Source organism: Nonomuraea sp. NPDC052129, assembly GCF_040680095.1.
GTDB lineage: Bacteria > Actinomycetota > Actinomycetes > Streptosporangiales > Streptosporangiaceae > Nonomuraea.
The window spans coordinates 307,282-328,324 of sequence record NZ_JBFAVX010000007.1 but is presented as its reverse complement, the minus strand read 5'-3'; the positions used below and the strand labels follow the sequence as shown (position 1 = coordinate 328,324).

Below are 21,043 nucleotides of genomic sequence, written 5' to 3'. Positions count from 1 at the left end.
TTTCATAGAAATGAGGTTTGGCGAGCCTCCGAGAACCACCGTCCAGGCGGACGCCTGGGAACCCCAAGTTCGCGAACAGTGAAACGATCACAAGCTCTCAGAAGGAGCTAGTTACGGTCAAGACCCAAATTTTCCCGCAACGAGTCGTCTCCGCCACGGAGCACTGTGCACCCTATTGACGAGGCGTGCGTCAAAAGTTACGGTCGGGGCCGAAACTGAGCGAAATCGAACACGCTCGCTGGAGGTACGGACATGCCGCGATCCCCTCTGGTAACCCTGGCCGGGTTCATCCCACGCTTGTCGTCACCGCCACCGCCTGAAGCCGACGGCCGGAACCCGGCCGGCCTCAGGCCCGATGAGCACCGTCTCGCCGTGAGGGGGACGTTATGAGGCGCCTGCTGGCGGGGGCACTGTCGACGGCTCTGCTGGCGGCGCTGCTCACCGTCCCGCTCGCGCCGGCGCAGGCCGCCGACCTGCGGATCGTCAACGGCGGTTTCGACGACGGACTGACCGGGTGGAGCGGATCGCACAGCCCGGGCGGTGTCACGGCCGTGGCCTGGGACGGCCGCAGCACGGCGCGCATCGCCGACACCGAGCCGGGCAACGCGTACGGCAGGGAGAGCCAGCCGGGCCTGCCCGCCACCGCGGGTACGCGCTACACCGCCTATGCCCAGGTCTGGGCCGACAGCGGTAGCGCCGAGCTGTACCTGCGCTTCAGGGGAACCTCGGGCCAGCTCCTCGGCAGCGCGAACGCCTCGGTCACGGGCAAGCGGTGGAACGGCGTCACGGCCTCCGGCGTCGCGCCCGCCGGCACGGCCACGGTCTCGGCGCTCATCTACTCGGGCGTCGCCAATGTGGGCACCGCCTACTGGGACGAGGTGCTGATCACCAAGGACACGACCGATCTCGGCGTGCAGCTCGAGAGCAGCGTGCCCAACGCCACCACCTTCGCGGGAGGCGACGCGTACGCGATCTACACCGGCACCGCGGACGCCAACCCGCAGCTCGCGGAGATCGACCTGGCCACCGAGAAGGTGACCAAGAAGATCACGATCCCGGACAGCGCCGCCACGCCCACGGTCGGCGGCTGGGCGGCGACCACGGCCACCGACGGCAGCGTCTACCTCGGCACTTACCCCAACTCCAAGCTCTACCGGCACGTCCCCGGCCAGACGACGGTGACCGACCTCGGCAGGGCGGAGGGCGGTTACTCCTTCATCTGGGACCTGGAGGCGGGAGCGGGCGGGAAGGTGTACGGAGGCACGTACAACGACGGCCGCTACTTCAAGTACGACAACGGCGCCTTCACCACGATCGGCAGCGTGCCCATCGTGGCCGGTGCGCAGTACGTGCGCAGCCTCGCCCACGATCCGGTCGCCAACGCCACCTACCTGGGCACGGGGACGAATGCCGCGCTGGTCAGGTTCGACAACGTCACAGGGCGGACCGACAGCCTCCTGCCCGCCGCCTACGCGCACAACTCCATGGTGGGCGGCCTCACCTGGACCGGAGGCAGGCTGTTCGCCTGGATCGACCGTACGCTGCTCGTCCTGCAGATCATCAAGAACGCCGACGGCTCCTACCGGGCCGTCACCGACGCCACGATCACCGATGTGGACCTGCACCACTCACCGGCCGCCGACGGCAAGGTCTGGCTGGTCAAGGACGGCCTGCTGCAGTCCTATGACCTGGCCGCCAAGGCCGTGCAGGCGACGACCGTACAGCCCGGCTTGGACGTCACCGGCTACACCTGGGTGGACGGCACGCTCATCGGTCTCGGCGCGGCCGGCGACGGCACCAGGATCTTCAAGTACGCGCCCGCGACCGGTCAGTGGAGCAGCCGGGTCGTCGGCGGCACCCCGGTCCTGCCCGCCGCGATCAACGCGCTCGGCGCCGGTCCCGACGGGAAGATCTACACCGGCGGCTACCTGACGGGTGGCACCGGCGTGTACGACCCGCTACGCGGCGACGCTGACGATGGCAACCCGGACACGCCCACCCGTACCGGACTCACCCAGACCGACAGCCTGCTGGCCCACGACGGGCGGCTCTACATCGGCGCCTACCCCTCGGCCAAGCTCTACAGCTACGACCCGGCGGGACCGTGGCCGCCCACTCTCAAGTACACCGGCGGCGCGGTGGGCGACAAGGCCGACGACTGCGAGCCGGGTAACGGACCGCCGCCGCAGGACCGCCCGTACGCGCTGGCCGGCGGCCCCGACGGCACGGTGTACATGGGCACGGTGCCCAAGTACGGCAAACGCAGCGGCGCGCTCACCATCTGGAAGGACGGCACGGCGGGCCGGACCGTGTGCGTGGTGCGGGACCAGGCCGTCGTCTCGCTGGCCTACGCGGGCGGCAAGGTGTTCGGCGGCACCTCCACGCGCGGGGCGCTGGGCGTCGACCCTGTCTACGCCCCGGGAGCCTCGGCCACCCTGTTCTCCTACGATCCCGCGAGCGGCGCCGTACGCACCCACCCGCTGCCGCTGACCGCGCCCAAGGCCGTCACGGCCCTCACCGAGGTGGACGGCGGGCTCTGGGGCCTGGCCGGTGGGTCGCTGTTCACACTCGACCCGGCCAGCCCCGACGCGATCACCGTGAAAAGGCTGTTCGCCGACCCCGACTACACCGCCAAACCCAGCCTGGCCTGGCGCGACGGGGTCCTGCTGACCGTGGACAAGGATCCGGGCGGTGTGTACGGCACCTCCGGCGACCAGCTCTTCCGGATCGACAAGTCGACCAAGGCCATGACGGTGCTGCTGACCGACCCGGGGATGGAAGGGCTGACGGCCGACCGGTTCGGCAACCTCTATTACAAGATCAACGAGCGGCTGCACAGGCTCACGGTGACGGCGCCGTAACCGATCTCCCCCTGCACCACGTCCCAGAGAAGGACTTGAGCCCGTGAAAAGATTGCTTTCGGCGTTACTCTCGCTGCTGGCAGGCGTGGCACTCGCGGTGGTCGCCGTGCCTGCCCTCCCAGCCCAGGCCGGAATCTGGCACGAGTATCCGTCCGCGGCCAACAGAACCTGCAATGACACCCAGACGTACAACGGGACCGCCTACCAGGTGTGCCTGGAGTTCAACGACCACCGTACGCAGGTACGCGCGGTGGCCTTCATCAACCCGGGCGCGTACACCAACTTCCAGGTCAACCTGACCCTGAAGTTCGGCGGGGGCGGCCCGACCATCTCCGATTCGTGCCCGACGATGACCACGAACGCGAGCCGGGCGTGCTACACCGCGTTCACCGATCTCAGACGTCCCTACGCCGTCGCCGACGCCACCTTCGGCATCGCCGGAACCTGGCGGCCGACCGTCAGGGCCCTGGACATGAGGCTTTCGCTCAAGCAGCAGGAGAAGGCGAACTGGTGCGGGCCCGCCGCCGTGCAGATGACGCTGGCCACGATGGGCTACTCGGCTCCGCCGCAGGCTGAACTGGCCGACAAGCTGGGTACCGACGAGGCGATCTACGGCATCACCTGGCCGGGACGGATCCCCGGCGTCATCAACCAATACCTGTCGGCCTCTGACTGGCAGTATTCGTTCGAGGGGCTGGACGTCAGCATCGACCAGACCCGCAAGATCGTCTTCGACCGGATCATCACCTCCCTGTCCCGCGGCAATCCAGTGATGATCATCGTGAAACCTGGCGAGTTGCCATGGAACAACCACGCCTCTCTCTTGCGGCACTACCTCGTCATTCACGGATACGGCGGCTTTTACGCCGACGGGTCCTTCTATCCCACGACGTTCAAGGTCGCCGACCCCGCGGACGCGACCGAACACTCCATCGACGCGCTGAACCTCGTCCTGGACAACGCGGGCACGGCGTGGAACTGGATCGACAACGTCGCGATCGTGCACGGCTGACCGAGCCCTTGGCCGCCCTCGGGGCTCCTCGAGGGCGGCGGACCTCCAACTAGCAGGGGTGATCAGGCCAGCCTGCGGGGGCCGCCGTCCGGGCGGGGGCCGGGTGGGGTGCGGATCGTGGCGCGGGCGCCCAGGATGATGACGCCCTCCCTACCCACCAGGACCTGGTCGAGCTCGAGACGGGCCACCTCCGGCAGGTCGTTGGCCAGGCGACCCACCCTGACCAGGAGGTCCTCCAGGGCGTCGACCGCGACGGGCGGGTAGCCGTACTCGCCGAACAGCAGCGGGGCCCCGCGGACCGAACGCACCAGCCCGGCGGCGTCCTCGCCCGTCAGTGGTGCGAGCCTGAAGCCCTGGTCAAGGAGGAGTCGCGCCGTCACCTCGCCCAGCCCGAACGACACGACGGGGCCGAACGCCGGGTTCTCGGTGACGCTCACCACGGTCGGTACGGCGGGCTGCGGCGCCATCCGCTGGACCGCCAGCTCCACGTCCTCGCCGAACTGGGCGACGAACTCGGCGTGGGCATGCCGCACGCTGTCAGGCCCCGCGAGCCCGAGGCGTACGGTCCCGGCCCGGCGGGCGGCCTCGGCGCCGGCCACCTTGAGCACCACCGGCCAACCCAGCCGTTCGGCGGCCACCACCGCCTCGTCCGGGGATCGCACCACCTCGGCCGGCCAGACGCTCAGCCCGTAGCAGGCGAGCAGCTCGGCGACATCGGCCGCGTCGGCCTCGACCGGCGGGCCGGGCTCGGCGAAGAAGCTCCGCGCGGACGGGGACGCAGCGGAAGCGGAAGCGGAAGCGGAAGCCGCAGAAGCGGGAGTCGTGGATACGGAAGCCGCGTCAACGGCGGGGGCAGCGGTGACGGCCTGCTGGAGAGCGTGGTGGATCAGGGTGCGGGCGCGGTGGGGGTCGATGTCCGGGAGTTCGGGGGGCGGTAGAGACGGCCGGGCGCGCCATCTCGCGTAGCGGACCACGTACTCCAGTGCCCTGACCGCCTCCTCCGGCGCCGCGTACGAGGGAATGGACCCCCGCGAGGGCACCGAGCCCACCACCAGGTCGGGATGCATGCCGAGATGCCCCTGGAAGGTGGCGAGCACCGGCTTGGCCGAGTCCTGAGACACCCGCAGCAGTTCGGCCGCGACCGCCGAGTCCTCACCGGGGATCGGCGGCATGTAGATCACCACCACCGCGTCCACCGACGGCGAGTCGAGCCGGTCCGCGAGGGCCGTACCGAAGGCGGCGGCCCCGGCGCTCGCCCCCAGGTTGACCGGTGGCAGGGGCTCCAGGCCCGCGGCGACGCAGGCGTCGGCGGCGAGCAGGCCCAGGGCGTCGGAGTTGGTGACCAGCCCGACCCGAGGACCGGCGGGCAGCGGCTGATAGGCCAGGAGCTGGCCCACGTCGAACAACTGGATGAGGTCGTCCACCCGGATCAGCCCCGCCTGCGAGAACAGCGAGCTGACCGCCGAGTCGGGCAGCCCGAGCGCCTCGGCGGAGTGACCGGCGGGCGTGCCGCCGCTCTTGACGACCACGATCGGCTTGCTGCGGGCCAGGCGCCTGGCCAGGCGGGTGAACTTGCGTGGATTGCCCAGTGACTCCAGGTAGAGCAGGATCACCTCGGTAGAGGCGTCCTCCTCCCAGTATTGGAGCAGGTCGTTGCCCGACACGTCGGCCCGGTTACCCGCCGAGACGAACGACGAGATGCCCATCCCCCGCTGCGCCACCCGCTGGAGCAGGGCGGTGCCGAGCGCGCCCGACTGGCTGAAGAAGCCGACCCGCCCCCGGCCCGGCAAGGTCGCGGCGAGTGTGGCGTTGAGCTTGACGGCCGGGTCGGTGTTGGCGATGCCGAGGCAGTTGGGCCCGACCACGCGCAGGCCGTACGCGCGCGCGATGCGGGCCAGCTCGTCCTGCCGCTCACGACCCTCGGCGCCCGTCTCGCCGAACCCGGAGGAGACCACGACCAGCCCGTGTACGCCCTTCTCCGCGCATTCCTTGACCACCTCGATGACGCCGGAGGCGGGCACGGCCACCACAGCCAGGTCCACCTGGTCGTCGATGGCGCCCACGCTCGGATAGGCGCGTACGCCCGCCATGGCGCGTACCTCACGGTGAACCGGGTAGACGGGACCGCTGAAGTCGGCGGCGAGCAGGTTGCGCAGCACGGTGTGACCGACTCCGCCCGGCTCGCGCGAGGCGCCGATGACCGCCACCGAGCCGGGCGCGAGCAGGCGGGCGATGGACCTGGCCTCGGCGCGGTGTTCGCGGGCGGTCGTCACCCCGGTCGAGGTCTCCGTGGGGGTGAGGTCGAGCGTCATGCGGACGACACCGTCGGCGAAGGAGCTCTCGGCCGTGTATCCGGCCTGGCGCAGGACGCCCATCATCTTCATGTTGGCCGGGAGCACGTCGGCGACGAAGCGCTCGATGCCGCGCTCGCGGGCCGTGGCGGCCAGGTGCTCCAGCAGCACCGAGGCCACTCCCCTGCCCTGGTGGGCGTCCTCGACGAGGAAGGCCACCTCGCCCTCACCGGGCCCCGTCTTGTCGTAGCGGATCACGGCCACCATCTCGGTGCCGATGGTGGCGATCAGCGCGACCCTGTCGACGTAGTCGACGGTGGTGAACCACGAGACCTCCTTGTCGGAGAGCCGTGGTCTGGGGCCGAAGAACCGGAAATAGATGGATTCGTCGGAGAGGCGAGAGTAGAAGGCGCGCAGTCTGTCGGCGTCGGCGGGCTTGATGGGACGCACATGGGCGGTGCCGCCGTCCGCCAGGACGACGTCGGCCTCCCAGTGTGCCGGGTACGGAGCCTCCACAGTCCCGAGCGTAGACCCGCGTCCCGAATGCCACGCCCGGCAGGGCCTATTGGGCAACGCTTGTGCATCGACTGCCCCCCTGTGTCCGGGGTCCGCCCCACGGGTAGGCCGGAAGCTGTTAGTTTTGCCGTGGCCAGGCTCGTTCTGAAGGCAGCAAGGTGGTGGCATCATGACGCGGGTCGTCGTGGTGGGCGATCTCATGACCGACGCGGTCGCTCGCGCCCGTTATGCGCTCGCCAGGGCGAGCGACACTCCGGCGATCGTGACGATGCACGGCGGTGGATCAGGGGCGAACATCGCTTCCTGGCTGGCCGTCGAGGGTGCCGAGGTGGCCTTCATCGGCCGCCGGGGCGCCGACATCACCGGTCGCAACCGTGACATGGAGCTGATGGGTTACGGGGTCGATGCCCGGCTTGTCATGGATCCTGAGCGGCCGACCGGCACCTGCGTGGTGCTCGTCACGCACAAGGGTGAGCGGACCATGCTCTCCGACCCGGGTGCCAACGCGGCGCTCTCGCCGGAGGATCTGCCGCGCGACCTGTTCGGCGGCGGTCATCTGCATCTGTCCGGCTACACCCTGATCAACGAGGGGTCCCGCGACGCGGGGCTGGCCGCGCTCGACATGGCTCGCCGGTCCGGGATGTCCATCTCGGTCGACTGCTCGTCGTCCGCGCCGTTGGAGCGTACGGGGGCGGAGCCGTTCCTGGAGTGGACCAACGGGGTCAAGCTGCTGTTCGCCAACGTCGATCAGGCGAAGGTGCTGACCGGCCGCGACGATCCCGAGGCGGCGGCCAAGGTGCTCACCGCCTGGTTCCCGCAGGTCGTGATCAAGATGAACGATGAGGGCGCGCTCTGGTTCGGCAACAGCCGATCCGAGCCGATCCGGGTGGATGCCGAGCCGGTTGAGCGGATCGTCGACGGCACGGGGGCGGGCGACGCGTTCTGCGCCGGGTTCCTGCCGCCGTGGCTGGAGGGCAAGCCGCCGGCCGAGGCGCTGACGGACGGCTGCCGCCTGGCGGCCAAGGCGATTGTTCATCTGGGAGCGCGCCCGCGCCTCTAGTGCGATCTTTCCGGCGCCCTTTATCGTAAGAATCCTTATCGTAAGAAGCCCCGATAAGGGGCGATCCCCGATAAAGGACGATAAGGAGCCGGATGCTGGGCGTGCGTCCGTTACGGCCAGGCGACCCCGTGTCGGTTGGCTCCTATCAGGTCACCGGGTTCCTCGGCGAGGGCGGCCAGGGCAGCGTCTATCTGGGGACCTCCCCGAGTGGCGAGCGGGTGGCGATCAAGCTGCTGCACGCCAGGTTCGCCGACGATGAGCAGGCCGTACGACGCTTCCGGCGCGAGGCTGAGGCCGCCCGGCGGGTGGCGGAGTTCTGTACGGCCCGAGTGCTTGAGGTGGGCGCCGTCAACGACCAGCCGTACATCGTCGGCGAGTACGTGGACGGCCCGTCGCTGCAGCGCCAGGTGTCCGGGGAAGGCCCGCTGCGGGGCCAGGCGCTGGTACGGCTGGCCATCGCGACCGCCACCGCGCTGGCCGCGATCCACCGGGCCGGGGTGATGCACCGCGACTTCAAGCCGAGCAACGTGCTGCTGGCTCCCGACGGCCCCCGGGTGATCGACTTCGGCATCGCGCGGGCGCTGGACGTGAGCCAGAGTCTGACGACCAGCGTGGTGGGCACGCCCGCGTACATGGCGCCGGAGCAGTTCCACGGCGAGCCGTCACCGGCCAGCGACGTGTTCGCGTGGGCCGGGACGATGGTGTACGCGGCCACGGGGCACAGCGCGTTCGGGTTCGGGGCGCTGCCGGTGGTGATGCACCGGATCCTGAGCATGGATCCGGACCTGTCGGGAGTGCCGGAGCCGCTCGGGGCGCTGCTCTGGACGGCGCTGGTCAAGGATCCCCGGCGGCGGCCCACGGCGGAGCAGGTGCTGGGAGAACTCATCCGGACGAGCGCCCCTCCTCCACCGCCACCGGCCATGGCCTACCCACAGGCCAGGCCCCACCGGCAGTCCGGGCCGCAGGCGCCTGCCGGGCCTCAGGTGCCTGGGCCGTACCCGCGACCCACGGATCCCGGTGGTGTCACGCCCGTGACCGCGCCCGGCGTCCGGCGGCGCGGTGTGCTGGTGTCGGTGGGGGCGGTGGCCACGGCACTCGTGGTGGGCCTCGCGGCGTGGATCTTCATCCGCAACCTCCCTGAGACGGGACCGAATGGCGGGCCGACGACCCCGGCCACGACAGGGCCCACCGGCTTCGACGCGGCGGTCGCGGCGGTCGCCAACCCGTCCACCAAGACCGGCGGCACACTCCACCTGGCCTCGGCCTACAGCCTGGACTCCGCCGACCCGGGCAACACCTACTACCCCGACGCCATGAACGCCATCCGCCTCTACGGCCGGTCGCTGACGATGTTCAAGCCCGCGCCCGGTCAGGCCGGCACCCAGCTCGTTCCCGACCTGGCCGAGTCCCTGGGGCAGGCGAGCGACGGCGGGAAGACGTGGACCTACCGGCTGCGCGACGGCGTGAAGTTCCAGGACGGCACGCGGATCACCGCGGCGGACGTGAAGTACGCGGTGCTGCGGAGCATGGACAAGGCCACCTTGAGCAACGGCCCCACCTACTTCGACACCATGCTCGACCTGCCCGCCGGTTACCAGGGACCGTACAAGTCGCCCGACGCGAACACGGACTCGGCCATCCAGACGCCGGACGACCGTACGATCGTGTTCCATCTCAAGCAGCCGTACGGCGCCTTCGACAACCTCGCTCAGCTGCCCGAGACCGTCCCCGTACCCAAGGCCAAGGACACCGCCGCCAAGTATCGGTACGCGGTGATCTCGTCGGGACCGTACAAGTTCGAGAGCGCGACGGACAACAAGATCGTCCTCGTCCGCAACCCGAACTGGGACCCCGCGACCGACCCGAACCGCAAGGCCCTCCCGGACCGGTACGAGCTCCAATTCGAGCTGGCCGCGGCCGACGCGAGCGCCAAAATGCTGATCGGCCAGGCGGAGGTCAGCTCGCCGATCGCGACCTTGGACTCGACCAAGATCTACGACAACCCCGCGTACAAGAGCCGCGCCGACGCCCCTGTCGGCTCCCGGATCCGCTATCTGGCGATCGATCCGCAGGTGCCGCCGTTCGACCAGGTCGACTGCCGCCGCGCGGTGATCCGCGCCCTGGACCTGGCGACGATCAACCGGGCCTCCGTCGGCGGGCTGAACCAGGGCGGCCAGATACCGACCTCGCTCGTACCGCCGCTGATCCCCGGCACGCACGCGCCCCTGCCCGGCCTCTCTGCGTCCGGCGACACGACCGCCGCCAAGGAGTCACTCGCCGCCTGCGGCAAGCCCGGCGGGTTCAGCACCACCTACATCTACCGTGACACCTTCGGGGAGTCCGCCGTCGCGCAGGCCGTGCAGGCGTCACTTGCCAAGATCGGCATCAAGGTGCAGCTGCGGGGCTACCCGATCGCGGACTTCCACGCGAAGTACGGGGGCAATCCCGAATATCTCAAAAAGGCGGGTGTCGGCCTGATCGCCAGGGCGTGGGCGCCCGACTGGCCGGACGTGGAGACGTTCGTCTCCCCGCTGGCCGACAGCAGGGAGATCCTGGAGAAGGGTAACTCGATCAACGTGAACGTCCGCCTGCCCGCGCTCGACGCCCTCATCGACACGGCCAAGCGCGAACTCGACGCCACCACGCGCGCCCGGCGCTGGAACGAGGTCGAGCAGAAGATCGCCGACGAGGCCGTGCTGGTGCCGCTCTCCTGGGAGCGGTCACTGCTCGTACGCGGCCTGAAGGCGACCAACGTGCACGTCAACCCGGTCTACGGCGGCTATGACCTGGTGACGATGGGCGTCAGCTGACCGTCGCCAGGGCGAGCGGCAGCACGGCCGGGGCGCCCGCGTGGCGGACGAGCGCGGCGGCGAGCGTCATCGTCCAGCCGGTGTCGATGCGGTCGTCGATCAGCAGGACCGGACCACCGCACGCCGCCACGGCGGCGCCGACCTCCTTCGGCATGGCCAGCGTCGCCCTGACCGCCTGAACCCGCTTGGCGCTGTTGAACTGCTTGCCCGGCGAGCCGTCGCGGTAGCCGAGCTCGCCCAGGTAGGTCAGCCGCCCGACCTGCGCCAGCCGCTCGGCGAAGCCGCGCACGAGCAGAGGCCGCGACGTGGACGGCACGTTGACCACGGCGACGGGCCGCTCCCGCCAGTCCCAGGCGGACAGCACCTGGATCACGGCCTTGAACATGTCGTCGGCCATCGGCCCGTCGGCGCCGTTGAACAGCTCGCGCAGCCGGTTGCCCCAGCCGATGTCGGTGAGCCGCCCGAGCGCCCGGCCCGGCTCGGCGCCGAGCTCCGGCTTGATGCGGCCGGACAGGTCGGCCAGGCCGGTCGGCCACTGCCTGCGCGCGTCGATCTCGACGCCGGGCCTGGTCAGCCGCTCGCGGGCGCCCGCCACGGCCTGCTCGGCGATCTGCGGCGAACGGTGCTCGCCGGTGCAGTTGTCGCACCTGCCGCATGGGCCGGCCGTCTCGTCGTCGAGGTGGCCGCGCAGGTAGCGTTCGCGGCACTCGGTCGTGGTCAGGTAGCCGAGCATGGCCTCCTGCTCGGCCTTGCGCTCTCCGGCGATGCGGGCGTAGCGCTCGGCGTCGTAGTCCCATGGCTCACCGGTCGCCTCCCAGCCGCCCTTGACCCTGCGGACGGCGCCGTCGACGTCGAGGACCTTGAGCATCATCTCCAGCCGACTCCGGCTGAGGTCGACGGCCGACTCCAGCGCGGGGGTGGAGAGCACGCCCCGCTCTTCGAGCGCCTGGAGCGTGGCCCGCACCACCGGCTCTGGCGGGAACGCCAGTGAGGCGAAATAGGCCCAGATATCGCGGTCTTCGGTGCCGGGCAGCAGGATCACCTCGGCGCGTTCGACGCCACGCCCGGCCCGGCCGACCTGCTGGTAGTAGGCGACGGGCGACTGCGGCGCCCCCACGTGGACGACGAACCCGAGATCGGGCTTGTCGAAGCCCATCCCGAGCGCGCTCGTCGCCACCAGCGCCTTGATCTTGTTGTTGAGCAGCGCCTCCTCGGCCGCCAGCCGCTCGGCGGGATCGGTCTGCCCGGAGTAGGAGGCGACCTCATATCCCTGGTCACGCAGATATCCGGCGATCTCGTGGGCCGCGGCCACGGTCAGCGTGTAGATGATCCCGGAGCCGGGCAGCTCACGCAGCGCCTGGGACAGCCACGCCAGCCGCTGCTCGGCGGTCGGCAGCCGCACCACGCTCAGGTGCAGGCTCTCCCGCTCCAGCGGCCCCCGCAGGACCAGCGTGCCCTCGCCCATCTGCTCGGCCACGTCCCGCGTGACCCGCGCGTTGGCCGTGGCGGTGGTGGCGAGCACCGGAATGCCCGGCGGCAGCTCGTTGAAGAGCGTGGCGAGCCTGCGGTAGTCGGGCCGGAAGTCGTGCCCCCAGTCGGAGATGCAGTGCGCCTCGTCGACCACGACCAGGCCGGCGCTCTCGGCCAGCTCGGGCAGCACGTTGTCGCGGAAGTCGGGGTTGTTGAGCCGCTCGGGGCTGACCAGCAGCACGTCGATCTCCCCGTCGGCCACCTGCCCGTAGATCTCCTCCCACGCCTCGGGGTTGGCCGAGTTGATGGTGACGGCCCGGATCCCGGCCCGCTCGGCTGCGGCGATCTGGTTGCGCATCAGGGCGAGCAGCGGCGAGACGATGACGGTGGGCCCATCGCCGAGCTCGCGCAGCAGGGCGGTGGCCACGAAGTAGACGGCCGACTTGCCCCAGCCGGTGCGCTGGACGACGAGGCACCGCCGCCGGTCGATGACCAGCGCCTCGATGGCGGCCCACTGGTCATCGCGCAGCCGAGCGTGCTCACCGGCGAGCGCTCGCAACCGGGTCTCGGCCTCTTCACGCAGCATCTCGGCGTCTGGGGCGTCAATCATGAAGTCCTTGTTACCAGCTCCCACCGACCATTGGCGCATTGTTACTGTCCTGACAACCCTTTTCATCCGTTACGGCAAGCCACACCCACCGCCACCCACGTTGTTACGGCCCCAAACCCCTTCCATCCGTTACGGCAAGCCGCACCCACCGCCACCCGCCGCACATGGCTGAGGGCCTCCAGGAAAACGGCCGCTGAACCCGCACCGGGTCGGGCGCCGTTACGTGCGCATTCTTGGCCGGTGGCGGCCAGTGGTTCAGCCGGTGGTTCCCCCAGCGGCTCGGCCGGTGGGGCGGCTTGTCGTAACGAAAGACGACGGTTTATTGGTGTTCTGGGAAGGCGTTGATAGTCACGCGGTGCATGCGGCGGCGCTCCGTGTAGTCGGCCACCGCGTAGTGCTGAGTGGGGCGGTTGTCCCAGAACGCCAGTGTGCCCGGACGCCAGCGGAGTCGCAGCTGATACTCAGGCGACCGTATGTGGTCGATCAGCAGCGGCAGCAGCGCCTCGTTCTCCCGGTCGGACAGCCCCACCAGCCGGGTCGTGGACGCCCGGTTGACGAACAGCGCCTTACGGCCGGTCTCGGGGTGTACGCGTACGACGGGACGTTCGAGCGGCGGCCACTTCGCCTGGACCTCCGCCAGGTCGAACGGATGCCCCTTGGAGATGGCCTTCTTCATCGACATCGTGATGTCGTGCACCGCAGTGAGCTCGTCGCAGAGCCGTTGCAGCGGCGGGGACAGCGTCTCGTAGGCCAGGTAGGTGTTGGCCCAGCACGTGTCGCCGCCCACGCTCGGCAGCTGGACGCAGCGCAGCAGTGACCCCATCGGCGGCGTCGGCTCGAAGGTGTTGTCGCTGTGCCACTCGTCGCCGCCCTCCCCCTTGGGGTCGGTCTGGTCGAGTACGTGGATCGGGCTGGCGCTGTCCTTCTTGAAGGCCGGATGGTTGAGCGTGCCGAAGTTCAGGGCGAACTGCAGGTGCTGCTCGTCGTCGATTTCCGCGTCCCGGAAGAACAGCACGAGGTACTTGAGCCAACCGGCCCGCAGGGTCTCCACCTGTTCCTGGGACAGCGGCTTGCGCAGGTCTACGCCTGTCACCTCGGCGCCGATGTGCTTGGTCACGGGATGGAATTCGATCATGACGCCTCCGGAAGCGAGTCTGCCGCTTTCATTTCCGAACGTAAGCCCCAAGCAATTGCTTGGTCAAGGACACTTATCCGGACCGGCGCGGCCGATGCGTCGCGGGCACTCAACTTTCTTCGGCACAATGTTCGACATGGCCCGACGTACGACTGCACCCCCACCCGAGGACTTCGAGGAGCGGATCGTCGACATCGACGTCTCCTCGGAAATGCGCGCAAGCTATCTCGAGTACGCCTACTCGGTGATCTATCAGCGCGCGCTGCCCGACGCACGCGACGGTCTCAAGCCCGTGCAGCGGCGCATCCTCTATTCGATGAGCGAGATGGGCTTGCGTCCCGAACGCGGCCACGTCAAGTGCTCGCGGGTGGTCGGCGACGTGATGGGCAAGCTCCACCCGCACGGCGACGGCGCGATCTACGACGCCCTCGTCCGGCTGGCGCAGCCCTTCTCGATGCGCCTGCCCCTGGCCGACGGCCACGGCAACTTCGGCTCCCCCGACGACTCGCCGGCCGCCATGCGTTACACCGAGGCCAGGCTGGCCCCGGCAGCCATGCTGATGGTCGAGTCGCTCGACGAGGACACCGTCGACTTCAAGCCCAACTACGACGGGCAGGAGACCGAGCCCACGGTCATGCCGTCGGCGTTCCCCAACCTGCTGGTCAACGGCACGACCGGCATCGCGGTCGGCATGGCCACCAACATGGCGCCGCACAACCTCGCCGAGATCGTGGCCGCCGCCCGTCACCTGATCAAGAAGCCCGACGCGGGGCTCGACGAGCTCATGCGCTTCGTGCCCGGCCCCGACCTGCCCACGGGCGGCACGATCATCGGCCTGCAGGGCATCCGCGACGCCTACGAGAGCGGCCGCGGCACCTTCCGCATGCGGGCCAAGGTCAGGGTCGACCAGATCACGCCGCGCCGCAAGGGCCTCGTCGTCACCGAGCTGCCCTACAACGTCGGCCCCGAGCGGGTCGTCGCCAAGATCAAAGAGCTGGTCACCAGCAAGAAGCTGCAGGGCATCGCCGACCTCAAGGACCTCACCGACCGGCACAAGGGCCTGCACCTGGTCATCGAGATCAAGAACGGCTTCATCCCCGAGGCCGTGCTGGAGGAGCTCTACCGGCTGACGCCGATGGAGGAGACCTTCGGCATCAACAACGTGGCGCTCGTCGACGGCGAGCCGCGCACGCTGGGCCTGTGTGAGCTGCTGCGCGTCTACGTGGAGCACCGGCTCGAGGTCGTACGCCGCCGCTCGGAGTTCCGCCGCCGCAAGCGCGAGGAACGCCTGCACCTGGTCGACGGCCTCATCATCGCGCTGCTCAACATCGACGAGGTCATCCAGGTCATCCGCACCTCCGACGACTCGGCGCAGGCGCGCGCCCGGTTGATGGAGGTCTTCGACCTGAGCGACATCCAGGCCGCCTACATCCTCGACACGCCGCTGCGCCGCCTGACCCGCTTCGACAAGCTGGAGCTCGACCGCGAGAAGCAGACGCTCTCCGACGAGATCGCCGAGCTGACCGGGATCCTGTCGTCGGACACCCGTCTGCGCCAGGTGGTCTCGGGCGAGCTGGCCGACGTGGCCAAGAAATACGGCACGCCGCGCCGTACGGTCCTGCTGGAGGCGTCGGGCGTGACCCGTACGGCGGCGGTGGACCTGCAGGTGGCCGACGACCCGTGCCTGGCGATGCTCTCGTCCACCGGGCTGCTGGCCCGCACCTCCGACGCCTCGCCGCTGTCGGGCGGCGACGAGCGATCCGCGCACGACGTGCTGGTCTCCGTGGTCCGCACCTCCGCCAGGGGCGAGGTCGGCGTGGTGACGTCGGCGGGCCGGTTGATCCGCGTCGCGGTGGTCGATCTGCCCATACTGCCGCCCTCCGCCAACCCGCCGTCGCTGTCGGGCGGCCATCCCGTCTCCGAGTTCGTCGCGCTCGAACCGGACGAGACGGTCGTCGGGCTCGGTTCGCTCGACCCCGACGGTCCCGGCCTGGCCGTCGGCACCGCGCAGGGCGTGGTCAAGCGGGTGGTCCCCGACTATCCGACCAACCGCGACGACTTCGAGGTGATCACCCTCAAGGAGGGCGACACCGTGGTGGGCGCCGTGGAGCTCGAATCCGAGGAGCACGACCTGGTGTTCGTCTCCTCCGACGCGCAGCTGCTGCGTTTCCCGGCCTCGCAGGTACGCCCACAGGGACGTCCGGCGGGCGGCATGGCGGGCATCCGGCTCGACGACGCGGCCCGGGTGATCTGGTTCGGCGTGGTCGATCCGTCGCGTCCATCCCAGGTGGTGACGGTGGCGGGCTCGTCCACCGCCCTGCCGGGCACTCAGGTGGGGGGCGGCAAGGTGTCGGACTACGCGGAGTTCCCCGCCAAGGGGCGGGCCACCGGCGGAGTCCGGGCCCAGCGCTTCCTCAAGGGCGAAGACGTGCTGCTGCTGGCCTGGGTGGGGCCCGCGCCGGCCAAGGCGGTGTCCTCGGTGGGCAAGCCGGTGCCGCTGCCGGACGAGATCGGGCGCCGCGACGGCTCGGGCGTCCGCCTCACCAACACCATCGGCGCCGTCGGCGGCGCCCTGGCGGCGGGCCCGGCCGACGACTCGGCCGAACCCGCTCAGCCGGAAGACGAAGCGCCACTGTACTAGCGTGCGGGCCGCCCGGCCTGCGGACAGCCGGGCGGCATCACACAGGTTGACGGGGGTTGTTATAAATCGCTCCCGTGACACGATCCCCTCTAGGAGAGAGCGCTCTCTGCCTTCTTGGGAGGATCCATGTTCCGATTAAGGACCCCGCTTTGGGCGGCGGTGGCCCTGGTAGCCGCGCTGGTCACCGCGCCTGCGGCCCAGGCCGCCGCCGAACCGCTGACCGTCACCGACTTCGAGTCCGCGACCCTGCCCGCGGGCGTCTCCGCCTGGGGCAACGACACCGCCTCGACCCCGGCCCTGACCGTCGAGCCCGACGCGACCCGGCCCGGCGCCCCCGCGACCAATCAGGTGCTCAAAGCGGTCTACAACGTGAGCCAGTGGGGCGGCTGGTCCCACGATCTGACGGCCGCCCAGGACTGGTCCGCCTACGAAGGGTTCTCCTTCTGGGTCAAGGGCACCGGATCCGGGCAGAAGGTGTTCTTCGAGATCAAGGATGGCGGCGGCGGAGCGGGCAGCGCCGAGCTGTTCGAGTCGTCCTTCACTGATGACACGGCCGGTTGGCGGCAAGTGCAGGTGCCGTTCGCCGACTTCACCCGCCGCGGCGACTACCAGCCGGGCGGCGCCCCCACCGACGGCCAGCTCGACCTGGTCGCCATGTGGGGCTACTCGATGCGGCTCCCGGCCGCCTCCGGCACGCTGTTCTGGGACGACGTGCAGGTCTACGGCACCGCCCCGCCCCGGCCGGTACGCCTGGCCACGGACAAGCCGGTCTACCCGGTGAACGAGAAGGGCACGGCCGAGGTACGCGTCTCGGTCACCACCGCCACCGGCGCCCCACTTCCCGCCGACCTGGCCGTCGGCTACCGCACCGGCACCGGCACGGCCACCCCCGGCCAGGACTACACGCCGGTCGAGGGCACGCTGACCTTCCCCGCGGGCACCGCTTCGGGCTCGGCCAAGGCGTTCACGGTCAAGACACTGGCCGACGGCGCGGCCGAGGTCGCCGAGACCATCCCGATCGAGCTGTCCGGCACGGGCACCAGACCCCCGGCCGAGGCTCCGGCCATCGTGATCAACGCGCACGGCCTGCCGTACCTCGACGCTCGTAAGCCCGTCAAGCAGCGGGTCGCCGACCTGCTCGGCCGGATGAGCACCGAGGAGAAGGTCGGCCAGATGACGCAGGCCGAACGCGGCGCGCTCGGCTCGCAGAACGACATCGCCACCTACCTGCTCGGCTCGCTGCTATCGGGCGGCGGCTCCACCCCGCCGACCAACACGCCGAAGGCGTGGGCCGACATGATCGACGGCTTCCAGCTGCGCGCCCAGCAGACGCGGCTGCAGATCCCGTTGATCTACGGCGTCGACGCGGTTCACGGGCACAACAACGTGGTCGGTGCGACGATCTTCCCGCACAACGTCGGCCTCGGCGCCACCCGCGACGCCGACCTGGTCGAGCAGGCGGGCAAGGTCACGGCGAAGGAGGTCAAGGCCACCGGCATTCCGTGGGACTTCGCGCCGTGCCTGTGCGTGTCGCGGGACGACCGGTGGGGACGCGCATACGAGTCGTTCGGCGAGGACCCGGCGCTGGTCTCGCGGCTGACCACGATCATCGACGGCCTGCAGGACAACGGCGTGCTGGCCACGGCCAAGCACTATGTCGGCGACGGCGGCACCACCTACGGCTCCTCGACCGGCGACTACAAGATCGACCAGGGCGTCACCCAGCTCACCAGGGAACAGCTGGCGGCCATCCACCTCGCGCCCTTCGCCGAGGCGGTCAAGCGCGGCGTGGGCAGCGTCATGCCGTCGTTCTCCAGCGTCGACTTCGGCCAGGGGCCGCTCAAGATGCACGCGCACAAGGAGCTGATCACCGACGTGCTCAAGGGCCGACTCGGCTTCAAGGGCTTCGTGATCAGCGACTGGCAGGCCATCGACCAGATCCCCGGTGACTATCCGAGCGACGTGCGTACCTCGATCAACGCCGGGCTCGACATGATCATGGTGCCGTACGCGTATCCGCTGTTCACGAGCACGCTCAAGGCCGAGATCGCGGCCGGAGGGGTGCCCATGGCGCGGATCGACGACGCGGTCTCCAGGATCCTGACGCAGAAGTTCCGGCTCGGCCTGTTCGAGCACCCGTACGCCGACCGTTCCGGCATCGGCGACGTCGGCTCGGCCGCCCACCGCGCGGTGGCCCGCACGGCCGCCGCGAAGTCGCAGGTGCTGCTGAAGAACGAGGACCGGCTGCTGCCGCTGCGCCGCGACGCCAAGGTGTACGTCGCCGGATCCAACGCCGACGACCTGGGCAACCAGAGCGGCGGCTGGACGATCACCTGGCAGGGCTCGTCCGGGCCCATCACGCAGGGCACCACGATCCTGTCGGCGATCCGTGGCCGGGCGGCCTCCGTCACCTACTCGGCCGACGCCTCCGCGCCGCTGGCCGGGCATGACGTGGGGGTCGTGGTGGTGGGCGAGAAGCCGTACGCCGAGGGCCAGGGCGACGTGGGCGTCAACGGGCACACGCTCGACCTGTCGGCCGCCGACCGGGCCGCGATCGACCGGGTGTGCGGGGCGATGAAGTGCGCCGTGCTGGTCGTCTCCGGCCGCCCGCTGCTGCTGGGCGACCTGTCCAAGGTCAAGGCGCTGGTGGCGTCGTGGCTGCCGGGCACCGAGGGCGCCGGCGTGGCCGACCCGCTGTTCGGGGCCGTGCCGTACACGGGGCGGCTGCCCTTCACCTGGTTCCGTACGGCGGAGCAGGTGCCGATCAACGTGGGCGACGCGACCTACGATCCGCTTTACCCGTACGGCTGGGGACTGCGCACCGACCGGGCCCGCGACCGGCTCAAGGCGACCTACGACCAGCTCGCCGGCGGCGACGGAGCCTCCAGGGCGGCTTCGGCGGCGCTGCTGGTGGCGCTGCTGGGCAACAACTGGCACGCCGACGGCTCCGTGCGGCAGACCCGCGTCGTGCTGGGCGCGATCGGCACGGCGGCGGCGCTGCTCGACCGTTCGAAGACGGACGCGTACGCGCAGGACGACGCCGTCGTCTCGGTGGCCAGGGACATCGCCCAGACCACCGGCAGACGGCCCGACCTGCAGGCGTCGGCCGACCATGAGCTGGCGGCCGGCAACGTACACAAGGCGGTGGAACTGCTGACACAGGCGGCCCGCTGACGGCGACGGCGGTGAAGCTGCTGCTAACGCGAGCGGCCCGCTGACGCGAGGACCGGCTTCTGGCGCCAGCTCGCCAGAAGCCGGTCCACTCGTCTGTCAGACGTCCCTGCAGAGGCAGAACGTGTGGCCGGCCGGGTCGAGGAAGACGCGGAAGGAGTCGTCATCGCTCGGCTGGTGCTCGTGCTTGGTGGCACCGATCTCCAGCACCTGGGCCTCGGCCTTGTCCATGTCGCTGACCGTCACGTCGATGTGCATCTGCTGGGGATGCTCCGCACCGGGCCACACCGGCGGCCGGTAGTCGTCGACGGCCTGGAAGGCCACCCGCGCGGGCGGGCCTCCATTGGTGACAACGGCCCACTCCTCGTCGGACCCCTCCAGGATGGGCCAGCCGAGCAACCGCGAATAGAACTGGGCCAGCTCCATCGGATGGGCACAATCGAGGACCGTGGTCCGGAATTCCGCGATGCCGTTCATTACCTACCTCCGAGACTGTTATACCGATGGCCACCGACGGTTTCGTCGGGGCCAACAGCGACAATGGATGCCATGGCTGCCAACTCGTTCATGGTCCCACTCGGCTCTCCAGCGCCCGATTTCCATCTGACCGCGATCCACGGCGGCAGCGTCTCGCTCGCGGATCTCAAGGATTCGCCCGCCATTCTCGTGGCGTTCCTGTCGAACCACTGCCCCTACGTGCGACACATCGAGCGCGGCCTCAGCACCCTGGCCACCGACTACGGCCCCAGGCTGTCGATGGTCGCCATCTGCAGCAACGACAGCGTGAACTACCCCGACGACGACCCGACACACCTGGCCGAGCAGGCGGCTCGGGCGGGCTTCCCGTTCCCCTACTTGCTCGACGAGACGCAGGAGACGGCCAAGGCGTATCGGGCGGCGTGCACGCCTGACTTCTTCCTGTACGACGCGTCGTTCCGGCTGGCCTACCGCGGCGAGTTCGACGATGCCCGGCCCGGCAACTCCGCACCGGTGACGGGGTCCTCGCTGCGCGCGGCGATCGACGCCCTCTTGGCGGGCGACCCGGTGAGCGAGGAGCAGAACCCGTCACTCGGCTGCGGCATCAAGTGGAAGCCGGGCAACGCACCCGCCTGACCACTGCCGGACGTCAGGCGGAGGTGACGGCGGGGCGTCAGGCGGAGGTGGCGATGGCGGCCGGCAGGGCGAGCAGGAGTTCGTGGGGCTCGCCCTGCCAGCCCCGGATCAGCCGGAAGCCGGCCTCTCCGGGGTCGAAGTCGTCACAACCCAGCGGCCCGAAGCAGCCTGCCTGGTCGAGCAGCACGATGAGCGGGTCGTCCTCGGGCAGGCCGCCCGCGTAGGCGGCCGCGTCGAGGAGCGCCAGCGCGCACCTCGCATTGAGGCCGTCGTCTCGGGTCTCCACACGGTCGAGGCGGCGCCAGGCATGGGTACGCAGGTACGCGGCGAGCGATTCGGACCTACTCACGACA

The 21,043-nt window shown here is 70.1% G+C and carries 12 protein-coding genes; 7 read left to right on the top strand and 5 right to left on the bottom strand.

Going from position 1 to position 21,043, the window contains the following annotated elements; translation table 11 throughout:
• Nucleotides 1–386 precede the first annotated feature (386 nt).
• A complete protein-coding gene (locus AB0L53_RS19490) occupies nt 387–2,861 on the top strand; it encodes a hypothetical protein (protein ID WP_363995350.1) in 2,475 nt (824 codons plus the stop codon).
• Between the two features lie 43 nt (nt 2,862–2,904).
• On the top strand, nt 2,905–3,873 hold the full coding sequence (locus tag AB0L53_RS19485) for a C39 family peptidase (protein ID WP_363995347.1): 969 nt from the start codon (nt 2,905–2,907) through the stop codon (nt 3,871–3,873).
• A 62-nt stretch (nt 3,874–3,935) separates the two neighbouring features.
• Here AB0L53_RS19485 and AB0L53_RS19480 read toward each other — a convergent pair whose 3' ends face one another.
• Nucleotides 3,936–6,680 carry a GNAT family N-acetyltransferase gene (locus AB0L53_RS19480; RefSeq protein ID WP_363995344.1) on the bottom strand — a complete coding sequence of 915 codons (2,745 nt, stop codon included), beginning with the start codon at nt 6,678–6,680 and terminating at the stop codon, nt 3,936–3,938.
• Between the two features lie 169 nt (nt 6,681–6,849).
• Here AB0L53_RS19480 and AB0L53_RS19475 point away from each other — a divergent pair, with 169 nt between their 5' ends.
• Together AB0L53_RS19475 and AB0L53_RS19470 are read left to right on the top strand one after the other, a co-directional pair.
• A complete protein-coding gene (locus AB0L53_RS19475; protein ID WP_363995341.1) occupies nt 6,850–7,740 on the top strand; it encodes a sugar kinase in 891 nt (296 codons plus the stop codon).
• A 92-nt stretch (nt 7,741–7,832) separates the two neighbouring features.
• Nucleotides 7,833–10,550 carry an ABC transporter substrate-binding protein gene (locus AB0L53_RS19470; RefSeq protein ID WP_363995338.1) on the top strand — a complete coding sequence of 906 codons (2,718 nt, stop codon included), beginning with the start codon at nt 7,833–7,835 and terminating at the stop codon, nt 10,548–10,550.
• Here AB0L53_RS19470 and AB0L53_RS19465 read toward each other — a convergent pair.
• Together AB0L53_RS19465 and AB0L53_RS19460 are read right to left on the bottom strand one after the other, a co-directional pair.
• Nucleotides 10,543–12,630, bottom strand: coding sequence for an ATP-dependent DNA helicase RecQ (locus AB0L53_RS19465; protein WP_363995335.1), 2,088 nt, complete (start codon nt 12,628–12,630; stop codon nt 10,543–10,545). The two genes, AB0L53_RS19470 and AB0L53_RS19465, sit on opposite strands and share 8 nt — an antisense overlap.
• 319 nt (nt 12,631–12,949) lie before the next feature.
• Complete coding sequence (locus AB0L53_RS19460; RefSeq protein WP_225288983.1) at nt 12,950–13,765, bottom strand: TauD/TfdA family dioxygenase; 816 nt, start codon at nt 13,763–13,765, stop codon at nt 12,950–12,952.
• A 127-nt stretch (nt 13,766–13,892) separates the two neighbouring features.
• Between AB0L53_RS19460 and AB0L53_RS19455 the strand changes: the two genes are divergently transcribed.
• Nucleotides 13,893–16,406 (top strand): DNA topoisomerase IV subunit A, encoded by a 2,514-nt coding sequence (locus AB0L53_RS19455; RefSeq protein WP_363995332.1) that lies wholly within the window; start codon nt 13,893–13,895, stop codon nt 16,404–16,406.
• 126 nt (nt 16,407–16,532) lie between these two features.
• Nucleotides 16,533–19,580: a glycoside hydrolase family 3 N-terminal domain-containing protein gene (locus AB0L53_RS19450; RefSeq protein ID WP_363995329.1), complete on the top strand. Its 3,048-nt coding sequence runs from the start codon at nt 16,533–16,535 to the stop codon at nt 19,578–19,580.
• A 96-nt stretch (nt 19,581–19,676) separates the two neighbouring features.
• Here the strand turns inward: AB0L53_RS19450 and AB0L53_RS19445 are convergent, their stop codons facing one another.
• Nucleotides 19,677–20,054: a VOC family protein gene (locus AB0L53_RS19445; protein ID WP_363995326.1), complete on the bottom strand. Its 378-nt coding sequence runs from the start codon at nt 20,052–20,054 to the stop codon at nt 19,677–19,679.
• A gap of 72 nt (nt 20,055–20,126) precedes the next feature.
• On the opposite strand from AB0L53_RS19445, the gene AB0L53_RS19440 reads away from it, so the two are divergent.
• Entirely contained in the window at nt 20,127–20,690 is a 564-nt protein-coding gene (locus AB0L53_RS19440; protein ID WP_363995323.1) for a thioredoxin family protein, read from the top strand.
• A 37-nt stretch (nt 20,691–20,727) separates the two neighbouring features.
• Here AB0L53_RS19440 and AB0L53_RS19435 read toward each other — a convergent pair whose 3' ends face one another.
• Nucleotides 20,728–21,039 carry a hypothetical protein gene (locus AB0L53_RS19435; protein ID WP_363995320.1) on the bottom strand — a complete coding sequence of 104 codons (312 nt, stop codon included), beginning with the start codon at nt 21,037–21,039 and terminating at the stop codon, nt 20,728–20,730.
• Nucleotides 21,040–21,043 lie beyond the last annotated feature (4 nt).

Coding starts and splice junctions, on each gene's coding strand:
- AB0L53_RS19445 (WP_363995326.1), bottom strand. CDS start 20,054: ATGAACGGCATCGCGGAATTCCGGACCACGGTCCTCGATTGTGCCCAT.
- AB0L53_RS19450 (WP_363995329.1), top strand. CDS start 16,533: ATGTTCCGATTAAGGACCCCGCTTTGGGCGGCGGTGGCCCTGGTAGCC.
- AB0L53_RS19460 (WP_225288983.1), bottom strand. CDS start 13,765: ATGATCGAATTCCATCCCGTGACCAAGCACATCGGCGCCGAGGTGACA.
- AB0L53_RS19455 (WP_363995332.1), top strand. CDS start 13,893: ATGTTCGACATGGCCCGACGTACGACTGCACCCCCACCCGAGGACTTC.
- AB0L53_RS19475 (WP_363995341.1), top strand. CDS start 6,850: ATGACGCGGGTCGTCGTGGTGGGCGATCTCATGACCGACGCGGTCGCT.
- AB0L53_RS19470 (WP_363995338.1), top strand. CDS start 7,833: ATGCTGGGCGTGCGTCCGTTACGGCCAGGCGACCCCGTGTCGGTTGGC.
- AB0L53_RS19465 (WP_363995335.1), bottom strand. CDS start 12,630: ATGATTGACGCCCCAGACGCCGAGATGCTGCGTGAAGAGGCCGAGACC.
- AB0L53_RS19490 (WP_363995350.1), top strand. CDS start 387: ATGAGGCGCCTGCTGGCGGGGGCACTGTCGACGGCTCTGCTGGCGGCG.
- AB0L53_RS19440 (WP_363995323.1), top strand. CDS start 20,127: ATGGCTGCCAACTCGTTCATGGTCCCACTCGGCTCTCCAGCGCCCGAT.